We start from the raw sequence: 16,611 nt of genomic DNA, 5'->3' as shown, positions 1-16,611 counted from the left end.
CAACCGCGCCGCGGTCTAGTCCGCGGCGTGCTCCTCGCCCGGCTTATCGGATTCCGCCCACGCAGCTAGGTTGGCCTGGAAGTGCTGGTAGGAAGCCTCCAACTGTTTCAGCTCCACCTCGCCGCCTACTTGGCGGCGAGCATCGGAGTAGATGGCCTGGGCGGCGTCGTCAAGCACGCGCCGGCGTTCCGCCGTGCGAAGAAGGGCAACGACCTTAGCGAGGTTATCCAGCATGCTGAGGTAAATCTCCGCATTATCGGCCGCATCGCGCCGAATCTGTGCAAACATCGCATCGACGATTTCGGCATAGCTAAAGGTCTGATAATCCAGCCGAAACTCGCCGCCCACATGCACAATGCCCTGCGGAAGCCGCTTATCCCCAATCACCGTAAGAATCTGGGTAAAGCGGTCAATGATGTCAATTACCGTAAATGGGTCATTAACGCCGGTGCTCAAAGCGCGGGCGGCAATCTCAGCAAGGTGACGGGCGGTAAAGCGTGGATCGTGGGCGGAGGCGTTTTCGCGGTGCTGCGTAAGCACGATATGACGTTCTATATCTTCCGGCAAACGTGGCACGCCGTGGGCAATGACCTCGCCTTCCAATACGAGGTCTCCCGGTGCCACGCCGAGGTGCACCGCACAATTTTCCCGCGCCGCCGCCTGAGCAATGGCGTCATAGTCCACGAATTTGAGATAGCCAGTCTCACTACTGCGGCGCTTTTGCGCGTTCGTGTAGAACTCTGGCCCCGGCGCTTTTACCTTCTCTTCCTCCTCACCGCGGCGGATGAGCCGGCGCATGTGGCTTTCTACATCTTGGGCAACCACGTGCACCACGTGGGACATGCTGATCGATTGCGCAATATGCACGATGAAGTAGATGAGGAAGACAACGCAGGCGATGGCCAGCAGCACCGTGACGGCTACATTGAGGGAAGGAACATATTCTTCTTCCCCACCGCCGCCGGTACGGACCGCGCGCAGGGACAAGAGCGCAAAAATAAAGGTTGCCAGGTAGATCGCCAACGTGGATTGAATGGAGCGATCCTTTAAAAACTCGTGCAGGAGGCGTGGTCCCATCACCGTGACCACGCCCGACAGCGCGGTCAGGGTGATGAAAAAGACGGTGCCGGCCAAGGATAATGACGAGGTTGCTACCGCGCTTAGAATCCCTTGCGCGCTATCGGCGCTGCCGTCATAAAAGGGTGTGGCCGACACATCAAAATTGCTACCAGCCGCAATGAGCACCTCCGCACCGACTGCGGCGAGGGCCACCGCCACAGCAGGAATGAGCCAAAACTTTTCCCGCCAGGCGGGCATCCTCTCCAGCAGCGTTTTCATAAATCCCTAAGCTAGCTCCACGATCTCCATATAGTCATCGGACCACAGGTCCTCATCACCATCGGGCATGATGATCACGCGTTCCGGATCCAGTGCCTTAACCGCACCCGGATCGTGCGTCACCAGCACCACAGCGCCCGTATACGTTTTCAGTGCATCAAGCACCTGCTCGCGCGAAATCGGATCCAGGTTATTGGTCGGCTCGTCTAGCAGCAGGACGTTCGCGCGGCTGGAGACCAAGGCGGCCAGTGCAAGACGCGTCTTCTCGCCGCCGGAGAGCGTACCCGCAGGTTGCTCCAGCTTCTCGCCGGAAAACATAAAGGCACCAAGCAGGCTGCGCAACTCCTGCTGATCCGCGTCAGGACAAGCATCAATGGTGTTTTGCCACACGGACTTATCCGGGTCGATGGTGTCATGTTCCTGCGCGAAGTAGCCGATGCGCAGGCCGTGGCCACTGACGATGCCACCTTCACCATCGGTGCGTTCCACACCGGCGAGCAATTTCAACAGGGTGGTCTTACCTGCACCGTTGTAGCCGAGAACAACCACCCTAGAACCTTTGTCGATAGCGAGGTCTACTCCCACGAAAACCTCCAGCGAGCCATACATCTTGGTCAGGCCCTTGGCATTCATGGGGGTCTTGCCGCACGGCGCCGGCTCGGGGAACTTAATATTGGCCACCTTATCGGCCACGCGGACTTCATCGAGCTCGCTCATCATGCGTTCAGCACGGTGGAGCATCTGTTTTGCCGCAGCGGCCTTGGTTGCCTTGGCACCGAGTTTGGCCGCCTGCTTTTGCAGTGCAGACGCCTTCTTTTCCGCATTGGCGCGCTCTCGGCGGCGCCGCGCTTCATCGGTAGCACGCGCATCGAGATACTTCTTATAGCCCATGTTGTACACATCGGCCTCGCCGCGGACTGCGTCAAGGAACCACACCTTGTTGCACACGGCTTCTAGCAGTTCGACGTCGTGGGAAATCATAATGAGCCCGCCCTCATGCTTGGACAGGAATTGGCGCAGCCACGTAATAGAGTCCGCATCCAAGTGGTTAGTCGGCTCATCTAGGAGCAGAGTGGTCTGGGATTTGCCGGAGCCTTCAGTAGCTGCAAAGAGGATCTGTGCCAGCTCCACACGGCGGCGCTGGCCACCCGAGAGAGTCTTGAGCTGCTGATCTAGGACACGCTGTGGCAGGCCCAAATTGTCGCAAATCTGCGCACACTCGGAATCAGCCTCATAGCCGCCGAGCGACTCGAACTGCTCCTCTAAGCGGGAATACTTACGGATAGCCTTATCCCGGAACTTATCGTCCGTGGCCGACTCCATGAGTTCTTGTTGCTTCGCCATGCGGCGCTTAAGATCATCCAGACCGCGTGCGGAAAGAACGCGCTCGCGTGCCGTTTGCTCGATATTTCCCTCGCGGGAATCCTGGGGCAAATAACCAATGGGGCCCGAGCGAGTCACAGAACCACCATAAGGCTCCGTCTCCCCTGCCAAAATGCGCATGGTCGTCGTCTTGCCCGCGCCGTTGCGGCCGATGAGGCCGATGCGGTCGCCAGGCTGCACGCGGAGGTGCTGCCCGGGGGCGTCGAGAAGCGTGCGCGCTCCTACCCTGACTTCGAAATCATTGGTTACAATCACGAAGAAATAGTCTAGCAATTGACGCGGCCAACGCTAAGACGCACTAACGCCCCCACCAGCCACTTCCCGAATCCGAGAAATGCGCTGTTGGGGGCGTGTGATTAATACGCGATTTTAAACCGCGAAACCGAGGGCCTGAAGCTGCTCGCGGCCCTCCTCAGTAATCATCTGCGGGCCCCATGGCGGCATCCATACCCAGTTGATGCGGACGGCATCTGCCAGCTTATTGGCCTTAACGATGTCTTCCACCTGCTCTGCAATGACATCGGTCAGCGGGCACGCCGGCGAGGTCAGCGTCATATTGATCATGACGATTTCCTTGCCATTGTCCTCTTCAAACCAGAGGTCATAGACAAGGCCCAAGTCAACGACGTTGATGCCGAGCTCGGGGTCGATGACATCACGCATGAATTCGGTGACGTCAAAGGCCTTAGAGATCTGCTCTTCGGTCTGCTCCGAGCGCTCGCCGCTGCCGGAGAATGAAGAGTTCTCGTTCTGATAAGGATCTACGGGTTCGGTCATCTAGTTCTCCACTTCAGTTAGTGCATCGGCGGATGCAGCCTGGAAGGCCTTCCATCCGAGGAGCGCACACTTGACGCGCGCTGGGTACTGGGACACGCCGGCGAAGGCGACGCCGTCACCGATGAGGTCTTCATCGCCCTCTTCTTGGCCGCGAGAGGTAATCATCTTTTCAAACTCGGCCAGCTTCTCATTGGCTTCCGCAAGCGGCAGTCCAACGATCTCTTCAGCCATAACCGAGGTAGAAGCTTGCGAAATGGAGCAACCTTCCGCGTCATAGGAGACGTCCTCGACGGTCTTGCCGTCGTCGGAAAGGCGCACGCGCAGGGTCAGCTCATCGCCGCAGGACGGGTTCACGTGGTGAACCTCGGCCTGATACGGCTCCCTCAGGCCGGCGTGTTGGGGGTTCTTATAGTGATCCAGGATGACGTCCTGGTACATGGAATCTAGATTCATGAGGCAACTCCAAAGAATTCGCGGGCAGCCTTGATTGCGTCCACCAGCTTATCTACTTCTTCCTCGGTGTTATAGAGGTAGAAGCTAGCGCGGGCGGTGGACTGTGCGCCGCAGGCACGGTGCAGTGGCCACGCACAGTGGTGGCCAACGCGAATGGACACACCGTGGTCATCGAGGACCTGGCCCAAGTCGTGCGGGTGAACGCCCTCCACAGTGATGGAAATGGCGCCACCGCGATTTTCGGTGGTCTCTGGACCGATGATGCGCAGACCAGGGATTTCCTTGAGCTGGCGCAATGCGCGCTCGGTGAGCTTCTTTTCGTGCGCGTGGATATTGTCCATGCCCACTTCTTCCAAGAACTTCACCGCTGCGCCGAGGCCAACCACCTGGCTGGTCATCTGCGTGCCCGCCTCAAAGCGCGTCGGCGGCTCGGCAAAGGTGGTCTCTTCCATCTTGACGATCTCAATCATGGAGCCACCGGTCAGGAAGGGCGGCAGCTTCTTGAGCAGCTCATCCTTGCCGTACAGCACGCCCACGCCGCTGGGGCCACACATCTTATGGCCGGAGAAGGCTGCGAAATCCACGTCCAAGTCATGGAAATCCACCGCCATATGTGGCACCGACTGGCAGGCGTCGAGGACAACCATGGCGTCCACCGCGCGGGCGCGGCGCACCAGTTCATTCACGTCCGCCACGGCACCCGTGACATTGGATTGGTGAGTAAATGCAACTACCTTGACGGAATCATCGAGCTCGAGCGAATCGAGATCGATACGACCGTCTTCGGTCATGGAATACCACTTCAACGTAGCGCCAGTGCGAGCACACAGCTCCTGCCATGGCACCAAGTTGGCGTGGTGCTCCAATTCGGTGATGACGACGGTATCGCCCTCGCCCACGTAGAGGTCCCCCGCGCGCTCGTCGCTCAGCGCATAGGCAACTTCGTTCAGGGCCTCAGTGGCGTTTTTGGTAAAGGCGATTTCGTCGCGGTCCGCGCCCACAAATGCGGCGATAGCTTGACGCGCGGACTCGTAGGCATCATCGGCCTCCTCTGCCAATTGATAGGAACCGCGGTGAACAGGGGCGTTCGTGTGCAGCACAAACTCCTCTTCCGCCTTCCATACCGGCAGCGGGCGCTGGGAGGTAGCGCCCGAATCCAGATACACCAGTGGCTTATCGCCACGCACCGTGCGCTGGAGAATCGGGAACTGTTCCCTAATTGCGTTTACATCAAATCCAGACATGAATCTTCTTTGGATAGTCGCGGTTGACCGGCCGAGGGTCGGTCCTTACTTGAGGAACTGGTCGTAGCCGTCAGACTCGAGCTGGTCCGCCAATTCAGCGCCACCGGTCTTGATGACGTGGCCGTCAGCGAAGACGTGGACGAAGTCCGGCTTCACATAGTTCAGGATGCGCTTGTAGTGGGTAATCATCAAGATGCCACCATTGGTTTCCTTCTGGTAGCTATTGATGCCCTCAGACACGATGCGCAGAGCGTCAACGTCCAGGCCGGAGTCAGTCTCGTCCATGACTGCGAACTTCGGCTTCAGGATATCCAGCTGCATAACCTCGTGGCGCTTCTTCTCGCCGCCGGAAAAGCCTTCATTGACGGAGCGGGAGATGAAGGACTTATCAATCTTCAGGTTCTCGCGGGCCTGGGTAAGCTCCTTGTTCCATTCGCGCAGCTTCGGTGCCTCGCCGCGAATGGAGGTGACTGCGGAACGCATGAACTGGGAGACCTTGACACCTGGTACCTCAGTTGGGTACTGCATCGCCAAGAAAAGGCCGGCGCGAGCGCGCTCGTCGACGGGCATCTCCAGCAGATTTTCGCCGTCGAGAAGCACCTCGCCCTCGGTGACCTCATACTTTGGGTGGCCGGCGATGGTGTAGGACAAGGTGGACTTGCCTGACCCGTTCGGACCCATGATGGCGTGGATCTCGCCGGAGTTGATGGTCAGGTTAACGCCCTTGAGGATTTCCTTCGGCTCGCCGCCTTCTTCCGTCGGCAGCACCTGGGCGTGGAGGTTCTTAATTTCCAGAGTAGACATAATGTGTGTGGTTTTCCTTCTATGAAAGCTTTAGGCGGAGATCTTTTCCAGTTCTTCGGAAATGCGGTTTTCCAATTCCTCGGACAGGGACTGCACCGGAATACGGTGGATGACCTCATTGAAGAAGCCACGGATGATGAGGCGGCGGGCTTCAGCCTCTGGAATGCCGCGAGACATCAGGTAGAACAACTCGAGGTCATCGAAGCGACCAACGGTGGCCGCGTGGCCTGCACCGGTAATTTCACCGGTCTCAATCTCCAAGTTAGGGATTGCGTCCGCGCGAGCGCCCTCAGTCAGAATCAGGTTGTTGTTGGTCTCGTAGGTATCGGTGCCCTGTGCATTGGAGCGGATAAGGACATCGCCGACCCAGCAGGTACGGGCCTCATTGTCCTTGGTGCCCTGCAGTGCGCCCTTGTACAGGACGTGGGAGCGGCAATTAGGGACAGAGTGATCTACCAACATGCGGTTTTCAAAGTACTGGCCTTCGTCAGCGAAGTAGACGCCCAGCAGCTCTGCGTCGCCGCCCTGCTCGGTGAAGTTCACGCGAGGCACGATACGTACCACCTCGCCGCCAAAGATGGCGGAGTTGTGGCGCAGCACGGAATCGCGGCCGAGCTGTGCCACGTGGTTAGACAGGTGTACGGCATCGTCTTCCCAATCAACGTCAACAACGACGGTGAGGTGAGCACCATCGCCCACGATAAACTCGACGTTATCCGCGTGGGTGCCAGAGCCGACGTACTTCAAGATGACGGTAGCTTCCGCATGGTGGCCTACCTCGATGGAGGTAGCGCCAAAGGAAGTTACGCCCTCGCCCTTGCCGGTGTAGGTAATGACCACGGGCTCTTCCACCTGAGCCTCGGCGTCAATGGTGACAACCTTGCCTTCAGGCATAGAAGTCCACGCCTGTGCCGCAACGCGGTCAGACGGGGTACCAACGCGGCCCAAGCGCTCGTCATCGCGAGCGACGGTCTCGGAGCTTACGCCTGGATGTTCGCTCACGGTGACGTCCTGTGCCACTGCCTCAGCGAACTCGCCATTGTGCAGTCCACGGAGCTTGCGCAGGGAGACAAAGCGCCACACCTCATCGCGGCCGTGCGGCACCGGGAAGTCCTCCACGTTGGTGGAGGTAAAGACATCACCCTTGGTGATCTTATCCGGGTTGAATTCGTTCGAAGCGACCATTTTCTTTAGCCGACCGATCCTTCCATTTGCAGTTCGATGAGGCGGTTGAGCTCGAGGGCGTACTCCATCGGCAGCTCCTTAGCAATCGGCTCAACGAAGCCACGCACGATCATCGCCATTGCTTCTTCTTCCGCAATACCGCGGGACATCAGGTAGAACAGCTGCTCCTCAGAAACCTGGGAAACGGTTGCCTCATGGCCCAGCGTGACGTGGTCATTGCGGATGTCGTTATACGGGTATGTATCCGAACGCGAGATATTGTCCACCAGCAACGCATCGCACTCGACGTTAGAGGTGGAATGGTGCGCGTTCTGATTAACCTGCACCAAGCCGCGGTACGCGGCGCGGCCGCCGGCACGGGCTACCGACTTAGACACGATATTGGAAGAGGTGTGCGGAGCCATGTGAGTCATCTTGGCACCCGTGTCTTGGAACTGGTTCTCACCAGCAAAGGCAACAGAGAGAACCTCACCCTTGGCGTAAGGACCGGTCATCCATACGGCCGGGTACTTCATGGTGACCTTGGAGCCGATGTTGCCGTCAACCCATTCCATGGTGCCGCCTTCTTCTACCTTGGTGCGCTTGGTCACCAAGTTGTAGACGTTGCTGGACCAGTTCTGAATGGTGGTGTAGCGGCAGCGGCCGCCCTTCTTCACGATGATCTCCACTACTGCGGAGTGCAGGGAATCAGACTTGTAGATAGGAGCGGTGCAGCCCTCGACGTAGTGCACATAAGCGTCCTCGTCGACGATGATGAGGGTGCGCTCGAACTGGCCCATATTTTCCGTGTTGATGCGGAAGTAAGCCTGCAGTGGAATATCTACGTGCACGCCCTTGGGCACGTAGATAAAGGAGCCACCGGACCACACTGCTGAGTTCAGCGCAGAAAACTTGTTGTCGCCGGCTGGAATAACGGTGCCGAAGTATTCCTTGAAGAGCTCAGGATAGTCACGCAGAGCGGTATCAGTATCCACGAAGATGACGCCCTGGCTTTCCAGGTCCTCACGGATCTGGTGGTAGACAACCTCGGACTCGTACTGGGCTGCCACGCCGGCAACGAGGCGCTGCTTCTCGGCCTCTGGAATGCCCAACTTATCGTAGGTGGCCTTGATGTCGTCCGGGAGGTCTTCCCAGGTCTGGGCCTGCTCCTCAGTGGACTTCACGTAGTACTTAATCTGGTCGAAGTCGATGCCAGACAGATCCGCACCCCAGGTGGGAACGGGCTTCTTATCAAAGATGTTGAGGGCTTTCAGGCGCTGGTTAAGCATCCATTCCGGCTCGCCCTTCTTGGCGGAAATATCGCGTACTACATCTTCGTTCAAGCCGCGGCGAGCAGAAGCACCAGCCGCGTCCGAGTCGTGCCAGCCGTACTCATATGCACCAATGGAATCAATGATTTCATCATCGGTCATCTTGTTCTCGGGTGCCGATTGTGCCTGGGTCATGACTCGCTCCTTTCAGTATTTGTATTAACGGGTGTCAAGGGGATGTTCGTGGTACAGATCCCGTGACCGCCAGCAATGGAGGCCAAAGGCTGTACGTGTTTGCCTAATAGAGCAGAAAAGACTTCTTGTTCCGCCTCACACAGCTCTGGATGTTCGGCCGCCACGTGGGAGACCGGACAATGATGCTGGCAGATTTGCACTCCCTGACCAGCGCGGTCCACCGTGGCGGCGTACCCGTGCTCGTCCAAGACCTCGGCCAGCTTACGGGCCACATCCTCTACAGATTCGCCCTCTTCTATCAAGGGACGCACATCTGCAACGAGTCGCTCGAAGCGGACTTTGGCAAAGCGCTTAACAGCCTCAGACCCGCCGACGTCGCGGAGCGCCGTCAAGGCATCAGAGGCCAAATCATCGTAGGCGTGGCCGAATTGCGCTCGACCACGATCAGTGAGGCGGAAGTGTTTGGCTGGTCGCCCGCGACCAGACCCGCTGCCCGTTGAGCCGCGAGTAACTGGGCGGCGGCGCACAACCTCCGTCAGTTCCTCTTCCACCAAATTGTCTAAGTGCCGGCGAATTCCGGCAGCAGAAAGGCCAAGGCGTTCACCCAAGTGGGAAGCGGTAACGGGCCCGTCCTTCAGCAGCAACAGCATCACCTGCCGGCGGGTATCACCATCCGTAGTGCGGGATTCCTTAGCCGCCTTGTAGGTAGTTTCTACACGCTGAGGTGCACTCATGCCGGGACCTCCCTTCGTGCTTCGGTCACTTACAGTCGCCCTGCAACCGACTCCCGTAGTTCCGAGAGTCGCACCGCAGTCCAACTGCGCCTCCTTTATTAGACAACACTAGTGTTCCTTAATTCATTCCAGAATGCCACCATTGGCCATTCTTCGGCGTGGCACGGGGGTGGCCAACTCCCCTCATCGCCACGACTGGCGGCGCTGCCCACGCTAAAAGAGCGCCCCTGCTGGGGTTGAGACGGAGGATTCGCGTAAGGTCTTATCCCATGACAGGCAAATTCCGCGGCTTTCTTTCCGGCGTCAAGGCCGAGCTGCCGCAGCTGGGCACCGCTGGTTCTCGGTCTGCGCGACTGCACGCCGAGGACACCGGAGCCGCAGAACCTGATTCTCGTTTTGATTTTGTCCCCGCCAATGCGGATGGTCTAAAGCGCACCACCACCGCACAATGGCGGACATTTTTTATCCTGCGCTGGGTAGGCACAGTGGGTTCTCTGCTTATCGCCTTCGGCGCGTTAGGTGCCGGCGCTCTCCCAGTTGTGGGAAACCCCTATGACAACGTGCCCTTCGGCTCCCTCATGTCTCGCATGCTGCAGACCTCTTCTGCCATAGTCATGGTGGGAGTAGGCCTGTTGGTGGCCGCCTGGGTTTTTCTTGCCCCTTTTGTAGGCACGCCGCTGCGCCAACCCCAAGAAGGTGCCCTCACACCAGCGCGCGCCCGCCGGCTCGTGACCACACACCAGTTGTGGCGCACGTGGGCTGGTTGGGTCCTCCCGCTGATTTTTACTGCCCCGCTCTTTACCCAAGACATCTACTCCTATTTGGCTAACGGTTCCATCGTGATGCAGGGCATGGATCCGTATTCAGCAGGACCGGTGCAATTGCTTGGCGCGGGTGATGAGCTCGCCCGATCCGTACCGTTTATCTGGGCCAACTCCCCTTCCCCCTATGGCCCCGTAGCGCTCGGTCTCGCTGGAGTGGTGAGCGCAGTTACCTCAAATTCCATCCTTCTAGGAGTTATCGCCCACCGCCTCCTATCCATCGCCGGCATCATGGTTGCTGGGTGGGCAATTAGCTGTCTCGCGCGACGCTGCCGGGCATCTCCAGAATCTGCGCTGTGGCTCGGCATTCTCAACCCACTCACTATCTTGCATCTGGTGGGCGGAATCCATAATGAGTCCATAATGCTGGGCCTGCTCTTGGTAGGCATGGAGCTGGGCCTGAGGGGCGTCGACAAGCTAGAAGAGTCCACGCGCAGTGCCTACCTAGCACTAATTGCTTCTGGATTTTGTCTGTCCTGCGCCGGAATGGTCAAGGTTACCGGCTTTATCGGACTGGGCTTTGTGGGGATGGCGTATGCCCGCCACCTGATAGACAAAGGCGGCGCATCACGCTGGAAAGCCTTGGCCTATGCCATTGCCCTGCAGCTAGTTATCTTAATTGCAAGCATTGCCCTTATTAGCGCCTTGACCGGCATTGGCCTGGGGTGGATCACGGGACAAGGCGGGGCGGCCTCCATCCGCTCGTGGCTTTCGACCTCCACCGCCGTAGGCGTGGGTACCGGCTTCATTGGAATGCTGCTGGGCCTAGGTGACCACACCGAAGCGATTCTCACCGTTACCCGTACCTTTGGCGTGCTGGTGGCAGTAGCTTTCATGGCCCGCATGCTCTTTGCAACGTTGCGCGGCCGCATCCACCCTGTGGGAGGGCTCGGCACCGCCTCCTTAGTGCTGGTTATCTTCTTTCCCGTCGTCCATCCGTGGTACATCCTGTGGGCGGTACTGCCTTTGGCTGCATGGGCCAACCGGCTTATCTTCCGTTTCTGCGTCGTGGCTTATTCGGCAGCTATGAGCTTCTTTGTGCTGCCACGCGGCCTCGGGTTGCCGCCCAGCACCATCATCGTCATCTATGTGTCGGCTGCCTGCACGTTTGCCGTCATTGCCGCCCTGTGGTGGGTTGCAGTGCGGCGCAGCGGAATCCGTGTCCTAAACTAATCCCACGTGAATTCCATTTCAGCCGATCGCCCAGCCCTCACCTTGGACAACGTGGTGAAAAAATATGGCTCCACCACCGCCGTTAATGGTCTGAGCCTTAGCGTTGCCGCAGGTGAGATCTTTTGCCTCCTTGGTCCCAATGGCGCTGGAAAGTCCACGACGATCGAAATGTCGGAGGGTTTTATCCACCCCACCAGCGGCACAATCGACGTCCTGGGGTTGGACCCGAGTTCCGCACCGGACAAGGTGCGCGAAAAGGTCGGCATCATGTTGCAGGGTGGTGGTTCCTACTCCGGCATCCGTGTTCTGGAAATGCTTGAACTTTCCGCTAGCTACAGCGCCCATCCCCTCTCCCCGCACTGGCTACTGGAAACGCTCGGGCTGGAAGGAGTAGCCCGGACTCCCTATCGCAGGCTCTCCGGTGGGCAGCAGCAGCGGCTTTCCCTTGCTTTAGCAATTATCGGTCGGCCCGAGCTAGTTTTTCTCGATGAGCCCACCGCCGGCATGGATGCACAATCCCGTTTGGCGGTGTGGGACCTTGTTCGAGCCCTAAGGCGCGATGGCGTCACCATTGTTCTTACCACCCACCTCATGGATGAAGCGGAGTCACTAGCGGACCGAGTAGCCATCATGGATCATGGCGAGCTGGTAGCCCACGGCACCCCCGCGGAACTTACCTCGCAGTCGGACTCGGCAGGACTTAGTTTCAGCACCGATATCGATGTTGATGTGGAGGCTTTGGCTGAGGCTGGAATTCGGGCGACCAAATCCCGGCCGCTGCATTACCGCTTGACCCAAGCCGGCACGCCCGAGACCATCGCTACGCTTACCGCCGAACTTGCCCGCCAAGGAGTCCTGCTGCGGCGCCTAGACGCGGCTCACCGCAACTTGGAGGAGGTCTTCCTTGACCTTACCGGCCGCCATTTGCGCAGCTAGCTGCACCCTACGCCAGGACCGAATTCAACCAACTGCGTTGCGGAAAGAAGCCACCACATGAGCACAACCTTTAACCCCGGAACCTTTACCCCAGCCCCCAAACGGGCCAGCGCCGGCGCCATGTTGCTCGCGCAAGGAAAGATGGAAGCAAAACTCATGCTGCGCCACGGCGAACAGCAATTGTTGAGCGTCATCATACCGCTGGCCTTGCTCATTGGCGCGGCCCACCTGGAGTCCCTCACCGGACATGGCTTACACGAGGTATTTCCCATGGTGCTTGCAGTAGCGGCCACCTCCGCAGGCTTTACCGGTCAGGCCATTTCGCTTGCCTTTGACCGGCGCTATGGGGCCCTTAAACGCACCGGCGCATCCGGTGTGCCGGCCTGGGCAATTATTGGCGGCAAGATCCTCGGCGTACTCACCATGGTGGTATTCCAAATCCTCGTTTTGGGCATAGCTGCCTATATCCTGGGTCTCCGCATCAGCCCGGGCGGGGTGCTGCTCATGATCCTCTCGCTATTTTTCGGCGTTGCGGCTTTTACCGCCATGGGGCTGCTACTCGGCGGAACCCTCAGCTCTGAGGTAGTACTCGCACTGGCCAACCTCATCTGGTTCCTGCTCCTCGGCGTAGTCGGGTGGACCCTCTACTCCCAGGGCCTTGGCAATAATGGCGTCCTCAACGCAGTGCCGACTGTCGCCCTAGCAGGCGCGCTTACCGACGCCTCCAATTCCGCCTTCCCCAGCCTCGAGCTCCTGTCCTTGTTGGCGTGGCTTGCGGTGGCGTCGTTCGCGGCGGTCCGTTGGTTCCGCTTCGATGGCTAAATGTGACTTTTGTCCGGTTCCTTTCGAAACGAGAGGAATTTTTAGGCCCGAAATCTTCCGACTAGTAGGATGCTATGCGTGAATTACTGGACAAAGATCAAGCGCTTCTTTAAGAAAGCCGCCCCTACACTGCAACAGCAGCGCCTCATCGCGCTCATCCTTCTCTTGTGCCAGGGTGGCATCACCGTGTCTGGTTCCATTGTCCGCGTGACCGGCTCGGGATTGGGCTGTCCCACCTGGCCGGAATGCCAACCAGGCTCCCTTGTCCCTATGGAAGGCGCTGCGCCTGCTCTCCACCAGGCCATCGAGTTTGGTAACCGCCTGCTTACTTTCGTCGTAACCGCAGCGGCTGTCGCCGCCGTCATTGCCATGCGCATGGCGCGTCGCCGCGCAGAGCTCAAGGTATACGCCTGGCTCAACGTCGCCGGCATCGTCCTGCAGGCGATCATCGGCGGCATTTCTGTACACCTGGACCTGCGCTGGTGGTCCGTGGCACTACACTTCCTGCCTTCCATGCTCTTGGTATGGCTGGCGGCAATGCTCTATTCCCGCATCTTGGAACCCGATGACGGAACGCCACGCGCTCGCTTCCCCCAAGCGATTCGCCTCCTTGCAGCGGTCGCTACCATTGCCCTGAGCATTGTGCTCATCACCGGCACGATGGTTACCGGTTCGGGCGTTCACTCTGGCGATTCCGGGGTGGGAATGGAAGGCCGCCTGCAAGTAGATACCGAAGCCATGGCCGTCACCCACGCCATGTGCATGTATGTCTACCTGACTCTTACTGTTATTACCGTCTTCCTGCTTTATAAGAACCGGGCACCTCAAGACGCTAAGAAGGCTGGCTGGGTACTCGTTGTATGCATCCTCATTCAGTGGGCGGTAGGCGTTTACCAGTTCTACATGAGCATTCCGCGCTGGACTGTCCCCTTCCATATTGGCCTCTCCTCCTTCGTCACCGCGTTTACCGCCCTCCTGTGGGCGCACGGTGTACGCCGCACCGACGGCACCGCGGATCTCATCACCGGCTCTCCCAGCGGCGATGAGAAGTACGCGGCGCGCCAAACCTCTCTTGAACGAGAGCGAGCGACTGCTTAGCCCATAATTCTTACGGCCGGCCGAAGTACTGCACTCGGCCGGCTTTTTGCGCTAGCCTGACCATATGCACGCAATTCAGGTCACAGAAACCGGCGGACCAGAAGTACTTCGCTATACCGAAGTTCCCGCCCCCACCCCTAATGACGATGAGGTATTAGTGGACGTCATCATGGCTGGCGTCAACTACATCGATACCTATTATCGTGAGGGTATCTATAACGCGGCCACCCCGTTCATTCCCGGGTTCGAAGGCACCGGACGCGTAGTCCACGACCCCAAGGGGGAAATTGCCGAGGGCACAATGGTGGCCTGGAACCAGGCTTTTGGCTCCTACGCCGAGCAGGTCTGCGTCCCACGCGAGGCACTAGTAGCGGTCCCGGATGATTTCCAGCCAGAAGTCGCTGCCTCTATGTTGCTGCAAGGCATTACCGCACACTATTTGGCGCATGGCGTTTATCAACTGGGTGAAGGCGCTTCCTGCCTGATTACCGCCGGCGCCGGCGGTGTAGGCCAGGTCCTCACCCAAATGGCATCGTCGCTCGGCGCCACCGTCTATACGGTCGTCTCCACGGACGAAAAGGAAGAACTCTCCTACGCAGCCGGTGCGGATAAGGTATTTCGCTATGGCGACGGACTCGCCGAGCAGGTCCGTCGCTACAACGGTGATAAGGGGGTTGACGTGGTTTACGACGGCGTCGGCAAGGCTACCTTCCACGAGTCACTCGAAGCAGTACGCCCTCGTGGCACCGTCGCGCTATTCGGCGCCGCCTCTGGCCCAGTTGAGCCTATCGACCCGCAGCTGCTGAACAAGCATGGGTCTATCTTCCTCACCCGGCCTTCCATCGGTGCATGGACAGCCCAAGAAGGCGAGTTCCAAATGCGTGCACAGGCGGTCGTCCAAGCTGTGCTCGACGGCGAACTGAGCTTCAACGTCACGGCCTCCTACCCACTGGAAGACGCCGCTGCGGCCCACCGCGACCTCCAGGAGCGCAAGACTACCGGTTCCATCGTGCTGCGCGTCCAAGCTGGCGATAAAGCCTAAACCCACCCACAAACGCCAAAAGCGCGGGAAAAGCAGCTGTGCTTTCTCCCGCGCTTTCGCTTTATCCTTGAGTAACTAGGCGCAGTTAGAATAACGTGGCCGACCAGCCGAGCATCCGGCCTAGTGGCTCCCAGCCCAATACTGCGTCGATGGACAGCCCAATAAAGAGCACCGAAAGGTAGTTATTGGAGTAAATGAACAGTCGCATCGGCTTAACCTTAGCGCCGTTCTTGACTCCCTTGTGCAGGCGGATAGCCATCCACAGGAATACCGCGCCGGAGGCAAGTGCTGCGACCAAGTAAATCCACGATGCAGCGGGGACGATAAGTAGGGTCACGATAACCGTGCCCACGGTATACCACACGATCTGTCGAGTGACTTCCTTCTCATCAGCAACTACGGGCAGCATCGGCACGCCGGCCTTGCGGTAGTCTTCCTTGTACTTCATGGCCAGCGCCCACGTGTGCGGCGGAGTCCAAAAGAAGATGATGAGGAAAAGCACGATTGCCTGCCACCAGCGGTCAGGCTCTCCAGCAGGAGCGTTATCCCGGATAACCGCCCAGCCGACCATCGCGGGCATGCAGCCGGCCAAGCCGCCCCAGACGATATTTTGAGCATTGCGCATCTTCAAAAACTTGGTGTAGACGAAGACGTAGAAGAAGTTCGTCAAAACCACGAAAAAGGCCGCCAGCCATGAATGAGCAAGGACTCCCAACCACAGCACGGAGATGATGAGCATTACCCAAGCGAAAATTGCTGCGTTCCGCTTAGAAATCGTGGCCCTTACCAGCGGGCGGGCCCTCGTGCGCTGCATTTTTTGATCCAGCTCGTAATCCACGACGTTATTAAACGTGTGGGCGGCAGCAGCACCCATCCAACCGCCGAAAATGGTCGACACGATAAGCCAGATATTGTCTGAAACGGCCTCCACGCCGCGTTGTGCTTGGAGCATCGCCGGGATTGCGGCCACGAGGAGGAGTTCAATGATCCTCGGTTTCGTTAGCGCAAAATAGGCCTTGATGGTCTCCAAGGGATTCCTCCACTATCTGAACGTTGGTGAACTGTGCCCCGCACACTCCCTGCGCGCGGTCACCCCTAGCGGTCGCACAGGCCCGTGAAAAAGTTCCAGTTCTCTCACTCACAATTTTCGACGCAAGGGCGAAAGACTACAAGCCTACGGCCGCTAGATTCAGTGCGCGCTCTAGCGCCCACGCGCACTCCACTTAGCCATGCCAGCATACCGTTTATGCCGAGCTTTCTATAATTGCGCACCGCCGGTTAAAAAATTACTAGACTGAATAAAGTTAAGTACTTTTTGCCTAGACGTAAGCGAGGCTTTCCTGTGTCGAAAGATAA

Annotated in this window: 15 protein-coding genes; 5 read left to right on the top strand and 10 right to left on the bottom strand. The window is 58.5% G+C overall.

The window, feature by feature from the left end; genetic code table 11:
• Window positions 1–15 precede the first annotated feature (15 nt).
• From MHY22_RS01565 to MHY22_RS01525, 9 genes are all read right to left on the bottom strand, one after another.
• Window positions 16–1,338 carry a DUF2254 domain-containing protein gene (locus MHY22_RS01565; protein WP_239277724.1) on the bottom strand — a complete coding sequence of 441 codons (1,323 nt, stop codon included), beginning with the start codon at window positions 1,336–1,338 and terminating at the stop codon, window positions 16–18.
• Window positions 1,339–1,344: 6 nt separating this feature from the next.
• A complete protein-coding gene (locus tag MHY22_RS01560) occupies window positions 1,345–2,976 on the bottom strand; it encodes an ABC-F family ATP-binding cassette domain-containing protein (RefSeq protein WP_239277722.1) in 1,632 nt (543 codons plus the stop codon).
• Window positions 2,977–3,090: 114 nt separating this feature from the next.
• Complete coding sequence (locus MHY22_RS01555; protein WP_239277721.1) at window positions 3,091–3,498, bottom strand: metal-sulfur cluster assembly factor; 408 nt, start codon at window positions 3,496–3,498, stop codon at window positions 3,091–3,093.
• Window positions 3,499–3,951, bottom strand: coding sequence for a Fe-S cluster assembly sulfur transfer protein SufU (gene sufU / locus MHY22_RS01550; RefSeq protein ID WP_005324831.1), 453 nt, complete (start codon window positions 3,949–3,951; stop codon window positions 3,499–3,501).
• Window positions 3,948–5,195, bottom strand: a complete 1,248-nt coding sequence (locus MHY22_RS01545; protein ID WP_239277720.1) for a cysteine desulfurase — start codon at window positions 5,193–5,195, stop codon at window positions 3,948–3,950. The genes sufU and MHY22_RS01545 overlap by 4 nt, the downstream gene beginning before the upstream one ends.
• A gap of 45 nt (window positions 5,196–5,240) precedes the next feature.
• Window positions 5,241–5,999, bottom strand: coding sequence for a Fe-S cluster assembly ATPase SufC (sufC, locus tag MHY22_RS01540; protein ID WP_005324834.1), 759 nt, complete (start codon window positions 5,997–5,999; stop codon window positions 5,241–5,243).
• Window positions 6,000–6,029: 30 nt separating this feature from the next.
• Window positions 6,030–7,184: a Fe-S cluster assembly protein SufD gene (gene sufD / locus MHY22_RS01535; RefSeq protein WP_239277717.1), complete on the bottom strand. Its 1,155-nt coding sequence runs from the start codon at window positions 7,182–7,184 to the stop codon at window positions 6,030–6,032.
• Window positions 7,185–7,189: 5 nt separating this feature from the next.
• Complete coding sequence (sufB, locus tag MHY22_RS01530) at window positions 7,190–8,629, bottom strand: Fe-S cluster assembly protein SufB (RefSeq protein ID WP_005324837.1); 1,440 nt, start codon at window positions 8,627–8,629, stop codon at window positions 7,190–7,192.
• Window positions 8,626–9,363 carry a metalloregulator ArsR/SmtB family transcription factor gene (locus tag MHY22_RS01525; RefSeq protein ID WP_239277715.1) on the bottom strand — a complete coding sequence of 246 codons (738 nt, stop codon included), beginning with the start codon at window positions 9,361–9,363 and terminating at the stop codon, window positions 8,626–8,628. Before MHY22_RS01525 ends, sufB begins: the two co-directional genes overlap by 4 nt.
• A gap of 269 nt (window positions 9,364–9,632) precedes the next feature.
• Here MHY22_RS01525 and mptB point away from each other — a divergent pair, with 269 nt between their 5' ends.
• The 5 genes from mptB to MHY22_RS01500 all read left to right on the top strand — a co-directional run bounded on the left by mptB (window position 9,633) and on the right by MHY22_RS01500 (window position 15,255).
• Window positions 9,633–11,357, top strand: a complete 1,725-nt coding sequence (mptB, locus tag MHY22_RS01520) for a polyprenol phosphomannose-dependent alpha 1,6 mannosyltransferase MptB (RefSeq protein ID WP_239277713.1) — start codon at window positions 9,633–9,635, stop codon at window positions 11,355–11,357.
• 6 nt (window positions 11,358–11,363) lie between these two features.
• A complete protein-coding gene (locus tag MHY22_RS01515; RefSeq protein ID WP_239277712.1) occupies window positions 11,364–12,293 on the top strand; it encodes an ABC transporter ATP-binding protein in 930 nt (309 codons plus the stop codon).
• A gap of 57 nt (window positions 12,294–12,350) precedes the next feature.
• Window positions 12,351–13,115: an ABC transporter permease gene (locus MHY22_RS01510; RefSeq protein ID WP_239277711.1), complete on the top strand. Its 765-nt coding sequence runs from the start codon at window positions 12,351–12,353 to the stop codon at window positions 13,113–13,115.
• A gap of 69 nt (window positions 13,116–13,184) precedes the next feature.
• Window positions 13,185–14,213, top strand: coding sequence for a heme A synthase (locus tag MHY22_RS01505; protein ID WP_239277706.1), 1,029 nt, complete (start codon window positions 13,185–13,187; stop codon window positions 14,211–14,213).
• A gap of 64 nt (window positions 14,214–14,277) precedes the next feature.
• Complete coding sequence (locus MHY22_RS01500) at window positions 14,278–15,255, top strand: quinone oxidoreductase (RefSeq protein ID WP_239277705.1); 978 nt, start codon at window positions 14,278–14,280, stop codon at window positions 15,253–15,255.
• An 85-nt stretch (window positions 15,256–15,340) separates the two neighbouring features.
• Here MHY22_RS01500 and MHY22_RS01495 read toward each other — a convergent pair whose 3' ends face one another.
• Window positions 15,341–16,285, bottom strand: coding sequence for a heme o synthase (locus MHY22_RS01495; RefSeq protein ID WP_239277702.1), 945 nt, complete (start codon window positions 16,283–16,285; stop codon window positions 15,341–15,343).
• Window positions 16,286–16,611: the final 326 nt, after the last annotated feature.

The sequence above is a fragment of the Corynebacterium sp. ACRPO genome (assembly GCF_022347205.1).
In the GTDB taxonomy this organism is placed as follows: domain Bacteria; phylum Actinomycetota; class Actinomycetes; order Mycobacteriales; family Mycobacteriaceae; genus Corynebacterium.
Note: the sequence above shows the minus strand (reverse complement) of the source record. Positions and strands in the feature narration are given on the sequence as shown.

Bases quoted from the DNA above. Each gene is read 5' to 3' on its own strand.
- sufC (WP_005324834.1), bottom strand. From the start codon at position 5,999: ATGTCTACTCTGGAAATTAAGAACCTCCACGCCCAGGTGCTGCCGACG.
- MHY22_RS01500 (WP_239277705.1), top strand. From the start codon at position 14,278: ATGCACGCAATTCAGGTCACAGAAACCGGCGGACCAGAAGTACTTCGC.
- sufB (WP_005324837.1), bottom strand. From the start codon at position 8,629: ATGACCCAGGCACAATCGGCACCCGAGAACAAGATGACCGATGATGAA.
- MHY22_RS01565 (WP_239277724.1), bottom strand. From the start codon at position 1,338: ATGAAAACGCTGCTGGAGAGGATGCCCGCCTGGCGGGAAAAGTTTTGG.
- MHY22_RS01505 (WP_239277706.1), top strand. From the start codon at position 13,185: ATGCTATGCGTGAATTACTGGACAAAGATCAAGCGCTTCTTTAAGAAA.
- sufU (WP_005324831.1), bottom strand. From the start codon at position 3,951: ATGAATCTAGATTCCATGTACCAGGACGTCATCCTGGATCACTATAAG.
- MHY22_RS01545 (WP_239277720.1), bottom strand. From the start codon at position 5,195: ATGTCTGGATTTGATGTAAACGCAATTAGGGAACAGTTCCCGATTCTC.
- MHY22_RS01510 (WP_239277711.1), top strand. From the start codon at position 12,351: ATGAGCACAACCTTTAACCCCGGAACCTTTACCCCAGCCCCCAAACGG.
- MHY22_RS01555 (WP_239277721.1), bottom strand. From the start codon at position 3,498: ATGACCGAACCCGTAGATCCTTATCAGAACGAGAACTCTTCATTCTCC.
- mptB (WP_239277713.1), top strand. From the start codon at position 9,633: ATGACAGGCAAATTCCGCGGCTTTCTTTCCGGCGTCAAGGCCGAGCTG.
- sufD (WP_239277717.1), bottom strand. From the start codon at position 7,184: ATGGTCGCTTCGAACGAATTCAACCCGGATAAGATCACCAAGGGTGAT.
- MHY22_RS01525 (WP_239277715.1), bottom strand. From the start codon at position 9,363: ATGAGTGCACCTCAGCGTGTAGAAACTACCTACAAGGCGGCTAAGGAA.